Annotated in this window: 16 protein-coding genes; 6 read left to right on the top strand and 10 right to left on the bottom strand. The window is 61.4% G+C overall.

Features of this window, described 5'->3' with window-relative positions; all coding sequences use genetic code 11:
• Positions 1-53 precede the first annotated feature (53 nt).
• Positions 54-2,696, bottom strand: a complete 2,643-nt coding sequence (gene gyrA, locus ABTW55_RS17315; protein WP_200761774.1) for a DNA topoisomerase (ATP-hydrolyzing) subunit A — start codon at positions 2,694-2,696, stop codon at positions 54-56.
• Between the two features lie 212 nt (positions 2,697-2,908).
• On the opposite strand from gyrA, the gene ubiG reads away from it, so the two are divergent.
• The 4 genes from ubiG (at position 2,909) to yfaE (ending at position 7,823) form a co-directional block, all read left to right on the top strand.
• A complete protein-coding gene (gene ubiG / locus ABTW55_RS17310) occupies positions 2,909-3,634 on the top strand; it encodes a bifunctional 2-polyprenyl-6-hydroxyphenol methylase/3-demethylubiquinol 3-O-methyltransferase UbiG (RefSeq protein WP_004935909.1) in 726 nt (241 codons plus the stop codon).
• A gap of 438 nt (positions 3,635-4,072) precedes the next feature.
• Positions 4,073-6,361 carry a class 1a ribonucleoside-diphosphate reductase subunit alpha gene (gene nrdA, locus ABTW55_RS17305; RefSeq protein ID WP_033635301.1) on the top strand — a complete coding sequence of 763 codons (2,289 nt, stop codon included), beginning with the start codon at positions 4,073-4,075 and terminating at the stop codon, positions 6,359-6,361.
• A 67-nt stretch (positions 6,362-6,428) separates the two neighbouring features.
• Positions 6,429-7,559 (top strand): class Ia ribonucleoside-diphosphate reductase subunit beta, encoded by a 1,131-nt coding sequence (gene nrdB / locus ABTW55_RS17300; protein WP_019453694.1) that lies wholly within the window; start codon positions 6,429-6,431, stop codon positions 7,557-7,559.
• Positions 7,560-7,562: 3 nt separating this feature from the next.
• Positions 7,563-7,823: a class I ribonucleotide reductase maintenance protein YfaE gene (yfaE, locus tag ABTW55_RS17295; protein WP_033635302.1), complete on the top strand. Its 261-nt coding sequence runs from the start codon at positions 7,563-7,565 to the stop codon at positions 7,821-7,823.
• 59 nt (positions 7,824-7,882) lie between these two features.
• Here yfaE and ABTW55_RS17290 read toward each other — a convergent pair whose 3' ends face one another.
• The 3 genes from ABTW55_RS17290 to ABTW55_RS17280 all read right to left on the bottom strand — a co-directional run bounded on the left by ABTW55_RS17290 (position 7,883) and on the right by ABTW55_RS17280 (position 9,721).
• A complete protein-coding gene (locus tag ABTW55_RS17290) occupies positions 7,883-8,035 on the bottom strand; it encodes a Hok/Gef family protein (RefSeq protein WP_004935921.1) in 153 nt (50 codons plus the stop codon).
• Between the two features lie 230 nt (positions 8,036-8,265).
• The gene (locus ABTW55_RS17285; protein ID WP_230120923.1) at positions 8,266-8,388 is read right to left on the bottom strand and encodes a helix-turn-helix domain-containing protein; all 123 of its coding nucleotides are present in this window, start codon (positions 8,386-8,388) and stop codon (positions 8,266-8,268) included.
• 136 nt (positions 8,389-8,524) lie between these two features.
• Positions 8,525-9,721, bottom strand: a complete 1,197-nt coding sequence (locus tag ABTW55_RS17280; protein WP_060421926.1) for a nicotinamide mononucleotide deamidase-related protein YfaY — start codon at positions 9,719-9,721, stop codon at positions 8,525-8,527.
• 245 nt (positions 9,722-9,966) lie between these two features.
• Between ABTW55_RS17280 and tyrP the strand changes: the two genes are divergently transcribed.
• Positions 9,967-11,175 carry a tyrosine transporter TyrP gene (tyrP, locus tag ABTW55_RS17275; protein WP_033653776.1) on the top strand — a complete coding sequence of 403 codons (1,209 nt, stop codon included), beginning with the start codon at positions 9,967-9,969 and terminating at the stop codon, positions 11,173-11,175.
• 47 nt (positions 11,176-11,222) lie between these two features.
• Here tyrP and ABTW55_RS17270 read toward each other — a convergent pair whose 3' ends face one another.
• Complete coding sequence (locus ABTW55_RS17270) at positions 11,223-11,762, bottom strand: YfaZ family outer membrane protein (protein ID WP_004935943.1); 540 nt, start codon at positions 11,760-11,762, stop codon at positions 11,223-11,225.
• A gap of 338 nt (positions 11,763-12,100) precedes the next feature.
• Here ABTW55_RS17270 and katA point away from each other — a divergent pair, with 338 nt between their 5' ends.
• Positions 12,101-13,537: a catalase KatA gene (gene katA, locus ABTW55_RS17265; RefSeq protein WP_033653775.1), complete on the top strand. Its 1,437-nt coding sequence runs from the start codon at positions 12,101-12,103 to the stop codon at positions 13,535-13,537.
• Between the two features lie 43 nt (positions 13,538-13,580).
• On the opposite strand, the gene menE is transcribed toward katA, so the two are convergent.
• The 5 genes from menE to menD are packed head-to-tail and all read right to left on the bottom strand — an operon-like array spanning position 13,581 to position 19,255.
• Positions 13,581-14,966 (bottom strand): o-succinylbenzoate--CoA ligase, encoded by a 1,386-nt coding sequence (menE, locus tag ABTW55_RS17260; protein ID WP_060421932.1) that lies wholly within the window; start codon positions 14,964-14,966, stop codon positions 13,581-13,583.
• Complete coding sequence (gene menC / locus ABTW55_RS17255) at positions 14,954-15,937, bottom strand: o-succinylbenzoate synthase (protein ID WP_060421934.1); 984 nt, start codon at positions 15,935-15,937, stop codon at positions 14,954-14,956. The genes menE and menC overlap by 13 nt, the downstream gene beginning before the upstream one ends.
• A complete protein-coding gene (gene menB, locus ABTW55_RS17250; protein WP_033635308.1) occupies positions 15,937-16,794 on the bottom strand; it encodes a 1,4-dihydroxy-2-naphthoyl-CoA synthase in 858 nt (285 codons plus the stop codon). Before menB ends, menC begins: the two co-directional genes overlap by 1 nt.
• A gap of 11 nt (positions 16,795-16,805) precedes the next feature.
• Positions 16,806-17,576: a 2-succinyl-6-hydroxy-2,4-cyclohexadiene-1-carboxylate synthase gene (menH, locus tag ABTW55_RS17245; protein WP_060421937.1), complete on the bottom strand. Its 771-nt coding sequence runs from the start codon at positions 17,574-17,576 to the stop codon at positions 16,806-16,808.
• Complete coding sequence (gene menD / locus ABTW55_RS17240; protein WP_060421939.1) at positions 17,573-19,255, bottom strand: 2-succinyl-5-enolpyruvyl-6-hydroxy-3-cyclohexene-1-carboxylic-acid synthase; 1,683 nt, start codon at positions 19,253-19,255, stop codon at positions 17,573-17,575. The genes menH and menD overlap by 4 nt, the downstream gene beginning before the upstream one ends.
• Positions 19,256-19,453: the final 198 nt, after the last annotated feature.

Genomic DNA, 19,453 nt, shown 5'->3' with positions numbered 1-19,453 from the left:
CAGACCCTTTTGTCTCAGTGCATCATGGTGCCGGCATGCCGACGCCCTTTGCTTTAAACGTTGTCGTCATCCATCGGGTCAGCCGCGTCGTCGCCATCGTCCAGCGGCGTGGTGTCTTCTTCCACCGCTTCCGCGCCCGGCTCCAGGCTGTCCAGCTCTTCGTCTTCCACCGGCTCGGCCACGCGCTGCAGACCGACGACGTTTTCGTCTTCCGCCGTGCGGATCAGCGTCACGCCCTGGGTGTTACGGCCCACCACGCTGACTTCCGAAACGCGGGTACGCACCAGCGTGCCGGCATCGGTGATCATCATGATCTGGTCGCTGGTTTCCACCTGCACGGCGCCGACCACCTGGCCATTACGCTCGCTCACCTTGATGGAGATAACCCCCTGGGTGGCGCGTGACTTGGTCGGATACTCGGTCACCGCGGTACGTTTACCGAAGCCGTTTTGCGTGACGGTCAGGATGTCGCCTTCGCCGCGCGGCACGATCAGCGAGATCACGCTGTCGCCTTCGCCGAGGTTGATGCCGCGCACGCCGGTCGCGGTACGGCCCATCGAACGCACCTGCGTTTCCGGGAAGCGCACCACTTTACCGTTGGCGGAGAACAGCATCACTTCGTTGCTGCCGTCGGTCAGATCGACACCGATCAGCTCGTCGCCCTCGTTGAGGTTGACGGCGATGATGCCGGCGCTGCGTGGGCGGCTGAACTCGGTCAGCGCGGTTTTCTTCACGGTACCGCTGGCGGTGGCCATGAACACGTGGCGCCCTTCTTCATACTCGCGCACCGGCAGAATGGCGGTGATACGCTCATCGGCTTCCAGCGGCAGCAGGTTGACGATTGGGCGACCGCGCGCGCCGCGGCTGGCTTCAGGCAGTTGGTACACCTTCATCCAGTACAGGCGGCCACGGCTGGAGAAGCACAGGATCGTATCGTGGGTGTTGGCCACCAGCAGACGATCGATAAAGTCTTCTTCTTTGATACGCGCCGCAGACTTGCCTTTGCCACCGCGGCGCTGCGCTTCATAGTCGGACAGCGGCTGATACTTCACGTAGCCCTGGTGAGACAGGGTCACCACCACGTCTTCCTGGTTGATCAGGTCTTCGATGTTGATGTCGGAAGTATTGGCGGTGATCTCGGTGCGGCGGCCGTCGTTGTACAGCTCTTTGACTGCCACCAGCTCTTCGCGGATCACTTCCATCAGGCGCTCTGGGCTTTCCAGGATAAAGATCAGCTCGGCGATAAAGTTGAGCAGCTCTTTATATTCGTCCAGCAGCTTCTCGTGCTCCAGGCCGGTCAGTTTCTGCAGGCGCAGATCCAGAATCGCCTGAGCCTGCTGCTCGGTCAGGTAGTACTTGCCGTCGCGGATGCCGAACTCCGGCTCCAGCCACTCAGGGCGGGCGGCGTCGTCACCGGCGCGCTCCAGCATGGCGCTGACGTTGCCCAGATCCCACGGCTGCGCCACCAGCGCGACTTTCGCTTCGGCCGGGGTCGGCGCACGGCGAATCAGCTCGATGATCGGATCGATGTTGGCCAGCGCGATAGCCAGCGCTTCCAGGATATGGGCGCGGTCGCGGGCCTTGCGCAGTTCGAAGATGGTGCGGCGCGTAACCACTTCGCGGCGGTGACGCACGAAGGCTTCGAGGATGTCTTTCAGGTTCAGCAGCTTAGGCTGGCCCTGATGCAGCGCGACCATGTTGATGCCGAAGGTGACCTGCAGTTGCGTCAGCGCATACAGGTTGTTCAGCACCACTTCGCCGACCGCGTCGCGTTTGACTTCGATCACGATGCGCATGCCGTCTTTATCGGACTCGTCGCGCAGCGCGCTGATGCCTTCCACGCGCTTTTCTTTCACCAGCTCGGCGATCTTCTCGATCAGACGCGCCTTGTTCACCTGATACGGGATCTCGTGAACGATGATGGTTTCGCGCCCGGTCTTGGCGTCGGCTTCCACTTCCGCGCGCGCGCGCAGGTAGACTTTGCCGCGCCCGGTGCGGTAGGCCTCTTCAATGCCGCGACGGCCGTTGATGATCGCCGCCGTCGGGAAGTCCGGCCCCGGGATGTGTTCCATCAGCCCTTCGATGCTGATGTTTTCATCGTCGATATAGGCCAGGCAGCCGTTGACGACTTCCGCCAGGTTATGCGGCGGGATATTGGTGGCCATGCCCACGGCGATGCCCGACGAGCCGTTGACCAGCAGGTTCGGGATCTTGGTCGGCATGACGGCCGGGATCTGCTCGGTGCCATCATAGTTAGGCACGAAGTCGACGGTTTCTTTTTCCAGATCCGCCAACAGTTCGTGAGCAATCTTGGACATGCGCACTTCGGTATAACGCATCGCCGCGGCGGAGTCGCCGTCGACGGAGCCGAAGTTACCCTGACCGTCCACCAGCATGTAGCGCAGTGAAAACGGCTGAGCCATACGCACGATAGTGTCGTAAACCGCGCTGTCACCGTGCGGGTGATATTTACCGATCACGTCCCCGACGACACGGGCCGATTTCTTGTATGGTTTATTCCAGTCGTTACCCAATACGCTCATCGCGTACAGAACGCGGCGGTGAACCGGCTTCAGTCCATCACGAACATCTGGCAGCGCACGTCCGACAATAACGGACATCGCATAGTCCAGATACGAGTTTTTCAACTCGTCTTCGATGTTTACCGGTGTGATTTCTCTGGCAAGGTCGCTCATGGAGCTGCTATCCCTCTACTAATGATTCATCTGCCCGCTGCCATAGTGGCAAAGGTGTAAAACTATATCACAAAGCACGCTTTACGGGAAAATAACCGCCGCTGTTTCACGGAAATTGTGCAGATAAGTGCGCTAAAAACGCATCGGCGCAGACGATGCCGCGCCGGAACATGTATAATCCGCGCAACGAGAACAAGGAGCCAGACAAGCCCATGAACGCAGAATCATCCAGCCGAGTGCAAAACGTTGACCACCAGGAAATCGCCAAGTTCGAGGCCGTCGCCTCCCGCTGGTGGGATCTGGAAGGCGAGTTCAAACCGCTGCACCGCATCAACCCGCTGCGCCTGAACTACATCATGCAACGCGCCGGCGGCATTTTTGACAAGCAGGTGCTCGACGTGGGCTGCGGCGGCGGCATTCTGGCGGAAAGCATGGCGCGCGAAGGCGCCAAGGTGACCGGGCTGGACATGGGCGCGGAGCCGCTGCAGGTCGCGCGGCTGCACGCGCTGGAAAGCGGCATGGACGTCACCTATGTGCAGGAGACGGTGGAAAGCCACGCTCAGGCCAACCCGCAACGCTACGACGTGGTCACCTGCATGGAGATGCTGGAGCACGTGCCGGATCCGGCCTCGGTGGTGCGCGCCTGCGCCCAGCTGGTGAAACCGGGCGGCCACGTGTTCTTCTCCACCATCAACCGCAACACCAAAGCCTGGCTGATGGCGGTGATCGGCGCGGAGTACGTGCTGAAGATGGTGCCGCAGGGCACCCACGATCATAAGAAGTTCATTCGCCCTTCCGAACTGATCGGCTGGGTCGACGGCACGCCACTGCGCGAAAAGCACATGATCGGCCTGCATTACAACCCGATCACCGATCATTTCAAGCTTGGGCGCAACGTTGACGTGAACTACATGGTGCACACCCAGCACGAAGGTTAAGCGCTGTAAACCGCGCCGGCCCTGCATTACCGGGGGGCGGCGCCGTTGGCGTATTCGGAAAAATACCTAATTTCCGCGATTTCGCTCAAAATACCCGTTGTAAACAGTTTTTTAGAATATTAAAACAGATCAATATGCCGTTTTTTTCTAACGTTTAATAAAGCGCCAAACGATCGATTTTTTCAGTTTTTCAGTAAAATCTGATCGCGCTTATTGACAAGCTTGTCGCGCCAGTCACGGCGCGCACTGCGAACGGCAAGTTACATTTCACCCCCAAGTTATCCACAAATTAGGCCGGTTTTGTTCACTTGCAAACGCCGTTTTTTCTCACTATCTTGTTACCTCACCGACATACAACCCCTATATATAGTGTTTACATACTGAGCAGAGCGACTACACTTCTGCTTAGGGGCACCATACGGACAGGTAAAACACCACATGAACCAAAGTCTGCTTGTAACTAAACGCGATGGCCGTAAAGAGCGCATCAATCTCGACAAAATCCACCGGGTCATCGATTGGGCCGCAGAGGGATTACACAACGTCTCGGTTTCTCAAGTAGAGTTGCGTTCACACATTCAGTTTTATGACGGCATCAAAACCGCCGACATTCACGAAACCATCATCAAAGCCGCAGCCGATCTGATCTCCCGCGATGCGCCGGACTATCAGTACCTGGCCGCTCGCCTGGCGATCTTCCACCTGCGTAAAAAGGCTTATGGCCAGTTCGAGCCGCCGAAGCTGCACGCTCACGTGACGCGCATGGTCGAGATGGGCAAATACGATAAGCATCTGCTGGAAGACTACAGCGCTGAAGAGTTCGAGCAGATGGATTCCTTTATCGATCACTGGCGCGACATGAACTTCTCTTATGCCGCCGTCAAGCAGCTGGAAGGCAAGTATCTGGTGCAGAACCGCGTCAGCGGCGAGATCTACGAAAGCGCCCAGTTCCTGTACATGCTGGTGTCCGCTTGCCTGTTCTCCAACTACCCGCGTGAAACCCGTCTGGACTACGTCAAACGTTTCTACGACGCGATTTCCACCTTCAAGATTTCGCTGCCTACACCGATCATGTCCGGCGTGCGCACCCCAACCCGCCAGTTCAGCTCCTGCGTGCTGATCGAGTGCGGCGACAGCCTGGATTCCATCAACGCCACCTCCAGCGCCATTGTGAAATACGTTTCGCAGCGCGCCGGCATCGGCATCAACGCCGGCCGCATCCGCGCGCTGGGCAGCCCGATCCGCGGCGGTGAAGCCTTCCATACCGGCTGTATTCCGTTCTACAAACACTTCCAGACCGCCGTCAAATCCTGCTCGCAGGGCGGCGTGCGCGGTGGCGCGGCAACGCTGTTCTACCCGATGTGGCACCTGGAAGTGGAAAGCCTGCTGGTGTTGAAAAACAACCGTGGCGTTGAAGGCAACCGCGTGCGTCACATGGACTACGGCGTGCAGCTGAACCGCCTGATGTACCAGCGTCTGATCAAGGGCGAAGACATCACCCTGTTCAGCCCGTCCGACGTGCCGGGGCTGTATGACGCGTTCTTCGCCGATCAGGACGAATTCGAACGCCTGTATACCCAGTACGAGAAAGACGACAGCATTCGCCAGAAGCGCGTGAAAGCGGTTGAGCTGTTCTCGCTGATGATGCAAGAGCGCGCCTCTACCGGCCGCATCTACATCCAGAACGTCGACCACTGCAACACCCACAGCCCGTTCGATCCGCAGATCGCGCCGGTGCGTCAGTCCAACCTGTGCCTGGAAATCGCGCTGCCAACCAAGCCGCTGGAAGACGTCAACGACGAAAACGGCGAGATCGCGCTGTGCACCCTGTCGGCCTTCAACCTGGGCGCGATCGACAGCCTGGACGATCTGGAAGAGCTGGCGACCCTGGCGGTGCGCTCGCTCGACGCCCTGCTGGATTACCAGGATTATCCGATCAAGGCCGCGCACCGTGGCGCGATGGGCCGCCGCACCCTGGGCATCGGCGTTATCAACTTCGCCTATTACCTGGCGAAGAACGGCGTGCGCTACTCCGACGGCAGCGCCAACAACCTGACGCACAAAACGTTCGAAGCCATTCAGTACTACCTGCTGAAAGCCTCCAACCGCCTGGCTCAGGAACAAGGCGCTTGCCCGTGGTTCAAAGAGACCACTTATTCGCAGGGTATCCTGCCTATCGACACTTACAAGAAAGACCTGGATGCGGTCTGCAGCGAGCCGCTGCACTACGACTGGGAAACCCTGCGTAAAGAGATCCAGGAAACCGGCCTGCGCAACTCGACCCTGTCTGCGCTGATGCCATCGGAAACCTCTTCGCAGATTTCCAACGCCACCAACGGCATCGAGCCGCCGCGCGGCCACATCAGCATCAAGGCGTCGAAAGACGGCATCCTGCGCCAGGTGGTGCCGGAGTATGAGCGTCTGAAAGACAACTACGAGCTGCTGTGGGAAATGCCGAGCAACGACGGCTATCTGCAGCTGGTGGGGCTGATGCAGAAATTCATCGACCAGTCGATTTCGGCCAACACCAACTACGATCCGACCCGCTTCCCGGGCGGCAAGGTGCCGATGAAGCAGCTGTTGAAAGACCTGCTCACCACCTACAAGTTCGGCGTGAAAACGCTGTACTACCAAAACACCCGCGACGGTGCGGAAGACGCCCAGGAAGATTTGCAGCCTGCCAAGGCCGGCGATGACGACTGCGAAAGCGGCGCCTGCAAGATCTAAAGTTTGACCTAGCGGGCCGGAATTTTCCGGCCCCTTCATTTAGCCACGTTACGATGGATTCAGGCTTATGGCTTACACCACTTTTTCTCAGACCAAAAACGACCAGCTGCAAGAGCCGATGTTCTTCGGCCAGTCGGTAAACGTTGCGCGTTTCGACCAGCAAAAGCATGAAATCTTCGAAAAGCTGATCGAAAAACAGCTCTCCTTCTTCTGGCGCCCGGAAGAAGTTGACGTCTCCCGCGATCGCATCGATTACCAGGCGCTGCCGGAGCACGAGAAGCATATCTTCATCAGCAACCTGAAGTATCAGACGCTGCTGGATTCCATCCAGGGCCGCAGCCCTAACGTCGCTCTGCTGCCGCTGATCTCGATCCCTGAGCTGGAAACCTGGGTGGAAACCTGGTCGTTCTCCGAGACCATCCACTCCCGTTCCTACACTCACATTATCCGCAACATCGTCAACGATCCGGCGCTGGTGTTCGACGACATCGTCACCAACGAAGAGATCAAGAAGCGCGCGAAAGACATCTCCGGCTACTACGACGATCTGATCGAGATGACCAGCTACTATCACCTGCTGGGTGAGGGCACCCACCAGGTGAACGGTAAAACCGTCACCGTCAATCTGCGCGCGCTGAAGAAACAGCTGTACCTGTGCCTGATGAGCGTGAACGCGCTGGAAGCGATCCGCTTCTACGTCAGCTTCGCCTGCTCCTTCGCGTTCGCCGAGCGCGAACTGATGGAAGGCAACGCCAAAATCATCAAGCTGATCGCCCGCGACGAAGCGCTGCACCTGACCGGCACCCAGCACATGCTGAACCTGATGCGTTCCGGCGCCGACGATCCGGAAATGGCGGAGATCGCCGAGGAGTGCCAACAGCAGTGCTACGATCTGTTCGTGCTGGCTGCCCAGCAGGAAAAAGAGTGGGCGGAATACCTGTTCCGCGACGGCTCGATGATCGGCCTGAACAAAGACATTCTGTGCCAGTATGTGGAATACATCACCAATATCCGCATGCAGGCGGTCGGCCTCGGTCTGCCGTTCGAAACCCGCTCCAACCCGATCCCGTGGATCAACGCCTGGTTGGTGTCCGACAACGTGCAGGTGGCGCCGCAGGAAGTGGAAGTGAGCTCCTACCTGGTTGGCCAGATCGACTCGGAGATCAACGCCGACGACCTGAGCGACTTCGAACTGTAAGCGATGGCGACGCCAATCGTAACGCTGCGCGCCGCCGGCACGCAGCTCTCCTGCCCCAACAGTGAAAGCTGCCTGCTCGACGTGCTGGAGTTGCACGACGTGCAGGTGGAGTACCAATGCCGCTCCGGCTATTGCGGCGCCTGCCGCCTGAAGCTGGTGAAAGGCGAAGTGGCCTACCGCCAACAGCCGCTGGCGTTTATCAACGCCGGCGAGATCCTGCCCTGTTGCTGTATGCCGCTGACGGATATCGAGCTGGAAATGTAAAGTCGGGTGCCGGAAACCGCGCCTGGAGACCAGAAGGCGGGGTTGCCCCCGCCCTATGATTACCGCTTCACCTCACACGCCAACCTGATCAGGATAGTGATATTTTCCTGGTAGATTTTCAGCTCGCACAGCGAGTCTCTTATCATCCAGATAAATAACAAAACCGTAATACATACAACGGTTAGCGAATGAAACACATGCCTTAAGCGCATGCTTGCCTCCTTGCTGTGAAGGGGCTACCATAACGGTGTCTAGGCGTTAGGGCAGCCCCATTCTGATTGAGAGTCAGTTTGGGGCTTTCATCTATCCGCCTTGTCACACAATGCCCAAGACGAACAGTCTCAAGCACCCGCCAAAAGAGTAACAGCATTCCCTCGCCGCGAATATCCCCTATAAGATTATGATTAATCAGGGATATATAACTATCCTCAAAGTATTTCGCTTAGCGCCCCTTTCCTGCCGATGCGGAAAAATAACGCGCCGGAGAATCGCCAAAGGCTTTGCGAAACATGGCGATAAAATTACTCGACGAGGCATATCCCAGCGTTTCCGCGATCTGCAGCACGGTTTCGCCGCGCAGGCGCTAAAGGACTATGGTGCAAGATCTGCAAACGCGGGGCGCGGCGGCGATACACCTTTCACGCCTGGCGTCCGAACGGCTGCAGCAAAGCCGTGACGCCGGCAACTCGGCGCCATGACCGTCACTCGATAATTTCCACCACCTCCAGCCAGGCGTTTTTACCGCACGCCTGGCCCCCATTCAGCCAGCGGCGCAGCATATCCAGCGCCAGCATCGCCACCGACTCCTGCCGCAGCCGCAAGCCGTGGCGCGACGCACGATAGCGAACAGTCTGGCCAATGCCGTCGCGCGGTGTATGCAGCGCAATGCTCACCTGATCGTCGCACATGGCGCTGACCGCCAACGCCAACGGCGCGCCGGTCAATTCCGCCAGCGAGCGGGCGCGCGCCAGCGTGGTTTCCAGCGTTTCGATGCAGTGCGCCGGCAGCAGTTCGCCCCCCGCCAGCGGCGCCCCTTCGCTCTGCAGCTGCAGATTGATCAACCCGGCGCTGAACTGCTCGCTCAACGCCAGCTTCAGCCCTTGCTGATTCAGGCGCTGCGTCAGCGTCGCCGGCAACCCGATAGTGCCTTCAAAGATGCAGTTGTCCCCCGCCACCTCGCGCACGCGCCGCCAGGCCAGCTCCATTTCCGCACGCCGGCTTTCCGGCCCGGTCAGCTTCAGCTCGATGATCGGGCTGGAGGAACGGTAACCCAGCACCACATCCGGCGGCAGCGGCATACCGTCCAGCTCGGCGGCCAGATCGCTCTCGGAGGTGCCGAAGGTGGTCAGGCGCAGGCAGAGCGGCGGCGTCGGCAAGGTGAAGCGCTGGCGCAGACGCGGCACGATCTGCTGTTCGACCATCACTTTGAATTCCGACGGCACGCCGGGGGTGAAGAACATCTGACATCGGTTCAGCTGCAGCGCGAACCCGCAGGCGGTGCCCACCGGGTTATCCAGCATTTCCGCGTTGGCCGGGATCTGCGCCTGCTTGCGGTTGGAAGGGGCCATCGGCCGCCCGCGCTCGGCGAAATAGGCTTCCATGCGCGCCAGCCAGTCGGCCCGTTCAACCAGCTCTACGCCACAGGCTTTGGCGGCGGCCAGCGCGCTGAGATCGTCGCTGGTCGGCCCCAGGCCGCCGTTGACGATCAGCACATCGGCGATATGGCTTCGTTCCTGCAGGATCTCGATCAACGCAGAGAGGCTGTCCCCGACCGTTTCCCGCCCGCTCATCGGCACTCCCTGCCGGAACAGGTAGTCCGCCAGCCAGGCGGCGTTGGTATCAATAATTTGCCCGTGCAGCACCTCATCGCCGGTGCTGAGCATCTCCACCCTTAACATTGATCTCTCCCACATTTTTTGGTCATTCCACTATAGAAGCCCGTAAATAACTTTTCACTAGCCGCCTGCGGATAATTTCAGCCATGGGCCCGTTCCTCATGTGCCATGCAGCTCGCCGCAATGTAAACATTAATGTACATCATGCGTAACGTCGGTTTGACACAAATTAGGGCTTCCACTATCCTGCCATCCTCATAAATCGTTACCTATAATTTTCAAAATCTTTCGGCTGGTAGAGAAAAAACGTGAAGAATCGCACTCTTGGCAGTGTTTTTATCGTGGCGGGCACCACCATTGGCGCCGGGATGCTGGCGATGCCGCTGGCGGCGGCCGGCGTCGGCTTCGGCGTCACGCTGGCCTTACTGGTCGGGCTGTGGCTGTTGATGTGTTACACCGCGCTGCTGCTGGTAGAGGTTTACCAGCATGAGCAGGCGGATACCGGTCTGGGCACCCTCGCCAAACGTTATCTCGGCGGCGGCGGCCAGTGGCTGACCAGCTTTAGCATGATGTTCCTGATGTACGCCCTCACCGCCGCCTACATCAGCGGCGCCGGCGAACTGCTCGCCACCAGCATCAGCCAGTGGACATCGCAGGACTTCCCGGTGTCGCTCGGCGTTCTGCTGTTCACCCTGGTGGCCGGCGGCGTGGTATGCATCGGCACCCACTCGGTCGATTTGTTCAACCGCATCCTGTTCAGCGCCAAAGTGGTATTTCTGGTGGTGATGCTCGGCCTGATGTTGCCGAATATCCACCAAACCAACCTGATGACGCTGCCGCTGGAGCAAGGCCTGGCGCTGTCGGCCATTCCGGTGATCTTCACCTCTTTCGGCTTCCACGGCAGCGTGCCGAGCATCGTCAACTATATGGGCGGCAACATTCGCAAACTGCGCTGGGTGTTTATCATCGGCAGCGCTATCCCGCTGATGGCCTACATCTTCTGGCAGTTGGCAACGCTGGGCAGCATCAGCTCCGACACCTTCGTCGGCATTCTGGCGCAGCAGGCCGGGCTGAACGGTTTGTTGCAGGCGGTGCGCGACGCGGTGGCTTCGCCGCACGTTGAACTGGCGGTGCACCTGTTCGCCGATCTGGCGCTGGCGACCTCGTTCCTCGGCGTCGCGCTCGGGCTTTTCGATTTCCTGGCCGACCTGTTCAAGCGGCAAGACAACGTGCGTGGCCGCCTGCAAACCGGCGCCATCACCTTCTTGCCGCCGCTGGCCTTTGCGCTGTTCTATCCGCGCGGCTTCGTGCTGGCGCTAGGATTCGCCGCCATTGCCTTGTCGGTGTTGGCGCTGCTGTTGCCTTCACTGCTGGTGTGGAAAACGCGCAAAAAACATCAGGCGCAGTATCGCGTCTGGGGCGGTACGCCGGCGCTGGCGTTGGTGTTTGTCTGCGGGGTGACGGTGATCGCCATTCAACTGGGCATCGCCAGCGGCATGCTGCCGGCGGTGGGGTAAACCAGGCAGAAAAGATAAAGGGGCCTGAAGGCCCCTTTTTCACAGTGTCAGAAGCTCAGACCCACGCCGACGTAAGGGCCATCGGCCAGCGTGTTGTCGCGACGCCCGTCTTTGCCTTCCATTTGCATGTAACGGTAGCCCACGTCCACGCTCAGCGGACGGAACTTCCAGCGCAGGCCGCCGCTGGCTTCGTTATAGGCTTTCACGCCGCTGGTGAAGGATTCAGGGGCAAAGTACCCTTCGCCGTGCAGGCTGAAGTAACGGTTGATCTCCCACTCCAGGCCGCCGCCCAGCGCCACCGCCCCGCCGCTCTTCCCGTCTTTCGGGCTGAGGTACAGCGCTTTGGCACCCACGGTCGCCGTCAACGGCCCCAGCGGCACGCCGAAGTTCAGCCCCACGCTGCCGACGTTACCGTCGTGGTCGCTGCGCGCCCAGTTGCCGGTCAGGCCCAGACCAGAAGAGCCGGTGCTCATGCCAACGCCCAGGTTGGTGTAGTGCTGCCCGGCTTCGCCCGACACGCTGATGGCGTTCGCCGCGCCGGTCACCAACAGCAATCCTGCCGCGCACGCGACCCAAGTCTTTTTCATCATCTTTCCCTCTGGTTTGTCATCCGTACCGAATGATCGAATCAACGCATAATAATAACGTCACGAGTCTATACCAAAGCGCAATGAGTATTTAAGGGATAAAAGCGAAAAAATTCTTCAATAATCAAATAAATGTAAATATTTGCAAACAAGATTCTATATTCGTCAAGGCAATGCCAACGATAACCGAGACCTATTTGCCGTCGCTCGGCAATAGGGCTACAACTAGTAGTGGCTTTGACCAAGGTCAGGGGAAGAAGCCCCGCCAAAGGACTATGCTGATGAACGCTTAAACCGCCCGAGTCTTTACTTAACTGCACTACGATAAGGAGCAAGTGATGAGCAAGAAAGGACTGACCACCGCAGCCGGCGCTCCGGTTGTCGATAACAATAACGTGATCACCGCAGGCAAACGCGGCCCGATGCTGTTGCAGGACGTGTGGTTCCTGGAAAAATTGGCCCACTTCGACCGTGAAGTCATCCCCGAGCGCCGCATGCACGCCAAGGGATCCGGCGCTTACGGCACCTTTACCGTCACCCACGACATCACCCGCTACACCCGCGCCAAGATCTTCTCCGAGGTCGGCAAACAGACCGACATGTTCATCCGCTTCTCCACCGTCGCCGGTGAACGCGGCGCCGCCGACGCCGAACGCGACATTCGCGGCTTCGCCATGAAGTTCTATACCGAAGAAGGCAACTGGGATTTGGTGGGTAACGATACGCCGGTGTTCTACCTGCGCGATCCGCTGAAATTCCCCGATCTCAACCACGTGGTGAAACGCGATCCGCATACCAACCTGCGCAACCCGGTCTACAAATGGGACTTTTTCTCCCACCTGCCGGAATCGCTGCACCAGCTGACCATCGACTTCAGCGATCGCGGCATTCCGAAGTCCTATCGCCACATGCACGGCTTCGGCAGCCACACCTTCAGCTTTATCAATGCCGCCAACGAGCGTTTCTGGGTGAAATTCCACTTCCGCTGCCAGCAAGGCATTGAAAACCTGATGGATGAAGAAGCGGAAGCGATCATCGCCAAGGATCGCGAAAGCTCACAGCGCGATCTGTTCGACGCGATCAAACGCGGCGACTTCCCGCGCTGGAAGCTGCAAATTCAGATCATGCCGGAACACGAAGCCTCGCAGACGCCATACAACCCGTTCGATCTGACCAAGGTGTGGCCGCACGGCGACTATCCGCTGATCGACGTCGGCTATTTCGAGCTGAACCGCAACCCCGACAACTACTTCTCCGAGGTTGAGCAGGTGGCGATGAACCCCGCCAACGTGGTGCCGGGCATCAGTTTCTCGCCGGATAAAATGCTGCAGGGCCGTCTGTTCTCCTATGGCGATGCGCACCGCTATCGCCTGGGCGTCAACCACCACCAGATCCCGGTGAACGGCGCCAAATGCCCGTTCCACAACTACCATCGCGACGGCGCGATGCGCGTGGACGGCAACAGCGGCAACGGCGCCACCTACGAACCAAACAGCTTCGGCCTGTTCCAGGAGCAGCCGGACTTCAGCGAGCCGCCGCTGAGCATTGAGGGCGCGGCCGACCACTGGAATCATCGTGAAGACGACGATTACTACAGCCAGCCGCGCGCGCTGTTCAACCTGCTGAGCGCCGAAGAGCACCAGCGCATGTTCACCCGCATCGCCGGCGAACTGTCGCAGGTGCCGGAGCAAATCCAGCGCCGTCAGGTCGAGCTGTTCACCAAGGTGCACCCGGACTACGGCGCCGGCGTCGCCAAGGCGCTGGGGCTGCAATAACCCCCTGCCGTCATCCACTCAGCCGCCCTTTCGGGCGGCTTTTTTATGCCTGAGAGAGGCGCTGCGCCACCCATTGCTGCAACTGGCGGCGCGAAATCTTGATGCCGCCGTTTTTCAGCTCGTCAGGCAGCGGGAGCAGCGCCGCCGGGCGTTGGAAATTGGCCAGCTTGTCCTGCGACCAGGCGAGCAACGCCGCCAGCGACAGCGACGGATCGCCGTCGATTACCGCCACCGGCCGCTGGCCGAACTCGACGTCCGCCGCCGGCACCACAAACGCCTGCGAGATCTGCGGGTGCGCCGCCAACACGCGTTCGATATCCTCCGGCTGCACCCCTTCGCCGCCGCTGAAAAACAGGTTGTCCAGCCGGCCGAGAATACGCAGTTCCCCCTCGGCCATCGCGCCGCGATCGCGGGTCGCGAACCAGCCTTGTGCATCCGCCAGCGGCTGCAGCTGGCCATGACGCCAGTAGCCGAGCGCCAGGCTGTCGGCGCGGATCCAGACCTCTTCGTCCACCAGTTTTACCTCGCGGCCGCTGAGTGGCAGGCCGACGCCCGGCCGCGCATCGGCGCGCTTGGCGCACACCGTGGAAGCCAGTTCGGTCAGCCCATAGCCGCACCAGCAGCGGATCCCCGCCGCTTCCGCCCGTTCGGTCAGCGCCACCGGGATCATGGCGCCACCGAGCAGCACCTCTTTCAGCGTCATACCCGTCAGCGGTTGCGCCAGCAGCCGCCAGAGCTGTGTCGGCACCAGCGAGGCGTGCGTGCATCCCGCCAACGCCTCGGCCAGCGGATGCATCTCGCGCACCGCCAGCCGCGCCCCCGCCGCCAGCCAGCGCCAGACGATGCCCTGGCCGGAGACGTGAAACAGCGGCAATGACAGCAGCCAGCAATCCTCGCGCTGAAAATCCATCAGCCGCAACACCCCGGCGGCGCTGGCCAGATGGTTGGCGTAGCTGTGCGCCGCCGCCTTTGGCATGCCGCTGGAACCCGAGGTCAGCGTCAGCGTCGCCAGACGTTGCGCATCCCACATCGGCAGGTTCGGCCAGCGCGGCTCGGTCGAGGGCGGCGTCAATCGAATCACCTCTTCCGGCAGCGCCGGCAACGGATCCGGGCCGAAGGCAAAGGTGATGCCCAATTCGGGTAACAGCTGCGCCAACAGCGGCGTCGGCAAGGCAGGATTGAGCGGCAACAGGCGCGCGCCGCATTGCAGCAGCGCCAGATAGGCCAGCAGCAGCGGGTAGCTGTTTTTACCGCACAGCGCCACGCCGCAGCCCGGCTCCACGCCCTGGTGCTGGAAGTCCGCCGCCAGCTCATCCACCTGGCCTTGCAACGCCAGCCAGCTCAGCGGCTGTTCGCCGAGCAGCAGGGCCGTCGCCTGCGGCTGAAGGCGTGCCCAGTGTCGCCACGGCCAATCGCTTAACGGCGCCATAGGCACTCCAGCGCCGAGGCATCCAGCAGCGGTAATGCGCTGCCCGGCCAAGGCCGCAGCACCTGCGCCTGCATCAACCCCAGGGTATCCAGCCCCGGCACGGTGTCCGGCGTCAGCCAGCGGGCGATGCGCGCCAGCTGGGTTAATCCCAGGCTGGACTCGATGCTGGAACTGATCACCGCCGTCAGCCCCGCCGCGTGAGCCTGCGCCACCAGCGCCTGGCAGCGCGCCAGGCTGCCGACCAGCGTCGGCTTGATCACGATGGCTGCCACGCCCGGCTCGGCCTGCACCACAAAGTCCGCCTCGCGCACGCTCTCATCCCAGGCGATGGCGATGCCGGTCGCCCGGGCGAAATCGCGCGATTCATCACGGGTCTTGCAAGGCTCTTCCAAAAAGGCGATGCGATCGCGCCACGCCGGGTTGACGTATTTGGCGAAGCCGTCGGCTTTGGCGCGGGTCCAGCTGCGGTTGGCGTCCAGCCGCAGCCGCAGATCCGGCAGCGCCTCCAGCAGCACGTTGACGATCATGCCGTCGCGCACCGCTTCATACAGCCCCACCTTCACCTTGGCGACTTTCTCGCCCGGCAAGGCGCTCAATGTCTCGAACAGCTCGTCCGGATCGCCGGTACACAGCGGCGCCTTGCGGAAATCCGCCTGCGTCGGCAAGCGCTGCTCCAGCTCGGCCTGCGCGCAGCTGAGCCCAAAGGCCACCGAGGGCAGCGTGCTGTCATCCGGTTCGTTGCCCGCCAACCAGGCCTGCAGCCAGTCCAACGCGGCCTGTTCGGCCTGCGCCAGCGTTTCCCGGCTGAATTCCGGCAGCGGCGCGATCTCGCCCCAGCCTTCACGCTCGCCCTGACGCAGCTGCACCACCCATCCGTCACGCGTTTTCAACCGCTGATTGCGCAGCACCACGCCCGCCTCCATCGGCAGGCTGTAACGGTAAAGCGCCGCGCTGCGGTTTACCCCGCTCATTACGGGTTACGCTTGAATTTGCTGAAGTCCGGCTGACGCTTCTCGTTGAACGCGTTGCGCCCTTCCTGCCCTTCGTCGGTCATGTAGAACAGCATGGTGGCGTTGCCCGCCAGCTCCTGCAAACCGGCTTGGCCGTCGCAGTCGGCGTTCAGCGCCGCCTTCAGGCAGCGCAGCGCCATCGGGCTGTTCTGCAGCATTTCGCGGCACCAGCGCACCGTCTCTTTTTCCAGATCGGCCAGCGGCACCACGGTATTGACCAGCCCCATGTCCAGCGCGGCGGCGGCATCGTACTGGCGGCACAGGAACCAGATTTCGCGCGCCTTCTTCTGGCCGACGATGCGCGCCATGTAAGACGCGCCCCAACCGCCGTCGAACGAGCCCACTTTCGGGCCGGTCTGGCCGAAGATGGCGTTATCCGCCGCGATGGTCAGATCGCACATCATGTGCAGCACGTGACCGCCGCCGATCGAATAACCGGCCACCATCGCCACCACCGGTTTCGGGCAGGTGCGGATCTGGCGCTGGAAGTCCAGCACGTTGAGGTGATGCACGCCGCTGTCGTCGCGATAGCCGCCGTAATCGCCGCGCACTTTCTGATCGCCGCCGGAGCAGAAGGCCTTATCGCCGGCGCCGGTCAGAATAATGACGCCAATGCCGTCGTCGTAACGGGCGTTGGCCAGCGCGTCGATCATCTCTTTAACCGTTTGCGGGCGAAACGCGTTGCGCACCTGCGGCCGGTTAATGGTGATTTTGGCGATGCCGTCGGCGGACTTGTGATACAGAATGTCTTCGAAATCGCCGGTGCAATCTTGCCAGGCGATGGCGGCATACAGCTGTTCTTCATTCGGATAAAGCATGTTCGGTTCCTTTAACCAGGGTTAACGAGAAAGGTCTGCAGCTCGGCGACGAAATCCTGCGGATTGGCCAAGTGCGCGTTGTGCCCGGCCTGCGGCACGATGCGCAACGGCAACCCGGCGTCGCGCGCCAGCCGTTGAAATTTGGGGTCGTTCTCACCGCACAACACCCGCAGCGGCACGGTCAGTTGGCGCAGCTGCGGCGCCAGATAGGGCTGCCGCCCGAGCGACGTGGCTTCGAGCATGTCGGCGATCGCCGGGCCGCTGTTGACCGAGCGCGCGGCGATCAGCGCCTGGCGGTGCACGTGGCTGAGCTCTTTGAACACCGGTTGCTGATACCAGTCCGCCAGGACCTCGGCGATCGGCTCACTGCGAAAACGCGCCGCCCACAGCGCATCCTGTTCGCAGCGCCGGCGGCGCTGTTCTTCGTCCTCCAGCCCCGGATTACCGCCCTCGACGATCACCCCCTGCAGGCCGGCATGGTGGCCGTGGCAGGCGTGATACATGGCGATGCGCCCGCCGAGCGAGTAGCCCACCAGCCAATAGCGTTCGATATTGCGCAGCTGCAGCGCGGCGGCGATCTGCGCGCTGATGTCGTCGAAGCCGCGGCAGCTCACCGCCACGGAATCGCCGTGGCCGGGCAGATCGATGGCCAGCGACGGCCATTCCGGGCTGCGCGCGGCGATCACCCGCCATTCATTGTTGTTGCCAAGCAGGCCATGCAGCCACACCAGCCACGAGCGGCCCGCCTCGCCCTGTTGCAAAATTCGCGTCGCCAGCATCATTGCACCGCCATCTGTTGCACCAGGTATTGCAGGCTTTCAGCCCCCGCGCTCGGCGGCACCTGCAGTTCGACAAGCGTGGCGCCGCCGCGCCGCCAGCCTTGTTCAACCGCCTGTTGCAGCTGGCTCCAGTTCTTCGGCCGTGCGTAACCCAGCTGGAACATCGCCGCCGCGTGGCTGAACTCGACGTTCTGCGGCATGCAGTAAAAGCGCTGACGATCCTCTTCCGGCGTCGGCAGCAGCGAGAAAATTTGGCCGCCGTTATTATTGACGACGATCAGCACCGTCGGCGCCGAGCTCTGGCGCAGCAGCGCCAGCGCATTGAGGTCATACAGAGCGGAAAGATCGCCCACCACCGCCAACGTCGGTCTGGCGGTGGCGCGCTGCACGCCGGCGGCGGTGGAGATCAGGCCGTCGATGCCGCTGGCGCCGCGATTGCTGAATACCGGGTAGGCGACGGGCAATGGCGTTAGCGCGTCGATGAGCCGCACCACCAGGCTGTTGCCGAGAAACAGCTGGCCGTTCTCCGGCAGCAGCTCCGGCAGGCGGTGCGCCAGTTGGGCTTCGCCAAAGTTATCGTGCAGATGCGTGGATACCGCCGTCAGCGCTTTATCCGCCAGCACGGCCAGCCCGGCGGCCCAAGGCTGGCGCGGCTGCGCCGGGTGCTGCGCCAACCACTGAGCCACGCCGGCGCGCAGGCGCCGCCCCCGGTGCTGGGCCGGATCGAGCCGCCCCGGCAGCTCGTCGATGATCCAATACTCTTCAGGCCGGCACTGCGCCTGCCACTGCAGCAGGCGTTTGCCGGTCAGGCTGCCGCCGAACTGCACCACCAGCTGCGCATCTTGCAGTACGCGCTGCGCCTGCGGATGAGCGAGCCACAAATCGGCGCAGGGCAGCGGTTGCCCGGTCTGCGACAGCACGTCGCCGATCAGCGGCCAGCCCAGCGTTGCGGCCCATTCGGCCACCTGCGCGCCCTCTTGCGCGCTCATGCGCCCGGCCAGCACCACGCCGCGCTTTTGCCGCCAGAAGAACCAGTCCGGCTGCGGCTGCGGCACCGGCGCCGTACGCGTCTCGCTTTCCTGCAGCCACGGGCGATCGCTCTGCCACCAGTCGCCCAGCGCGGCGGACCAGTCGGCATAGTGACGTTCGTCGCCGCCGTACAGCGGCTCGGCGAACGGGCAGTTGATGTGCAAAGCGCCGTGTTGCAGGCGCGCCATCGCGCTGTCGACGCTGGAGGCCAGCCACGCGGCCGGAATATCCGGCGTAGGACGCGGCAGATCGATCGCCAGCGTCGGGTGGCTGCTGTAGAGGCCGTTTTGACGGATCGCCTGATTGGCGCCGCAGTCGATCAACTCCGGCGGCCGATCGGCGGTGAGAAACACCAGCCGCTCACCGGTCAGGCCGGCTTCAATCAACGCGGGATAAAGGTTGGCCGCCGCGGTGCCGGACGTGACGATCACCGCCACCGGCTCACGCGCCGCCTTCGCCAGCCCAAGCGCCAGATGGCCGAGCCCGCGCTCGTCAAAATGGGTATGACAGATAAACGATCGGTTAGCCGCGGCGGCCAGCGTCAGCGGCGTGGAGCGCGATCCCGGAGCGATACAAACATGCCGCACCCCATGGCGGGCCAGCGCCTCGAGCAGCACAGCCGCCCACCGGCGATTAAAAACACTTGTCGACATAGTTCGCTCACAAGTCAGTTAGCAGAGATCGTCTCCGGCGCAGCCGACGGACGCCGCGCCTGTAGTTACGCTCTGTATTATATGAGGTGTTATTTTCACGGCTTTTGCGCCAGCGCAAGAACGCCGTATATCCCTGGGCGTTTACACCAGATAATTATTTGATTTAGAACAAAAAATAAACAATAAAAACACAAATAC

The organism is Serratia sp. SM04 (assembly GCF_040280225.1).
Lineage (GTDB): Bacteria > Pseudomonadota > Gammaproteobacteria > Enterobacterales > Enterobacteriaceae > Serratia > Serratia sarumanii.
The sequence above is the reverse complement of the archived record's forward strand: the minus strand, read 5'-3'. Positions and strand labels throughout refer to the sequence as shown.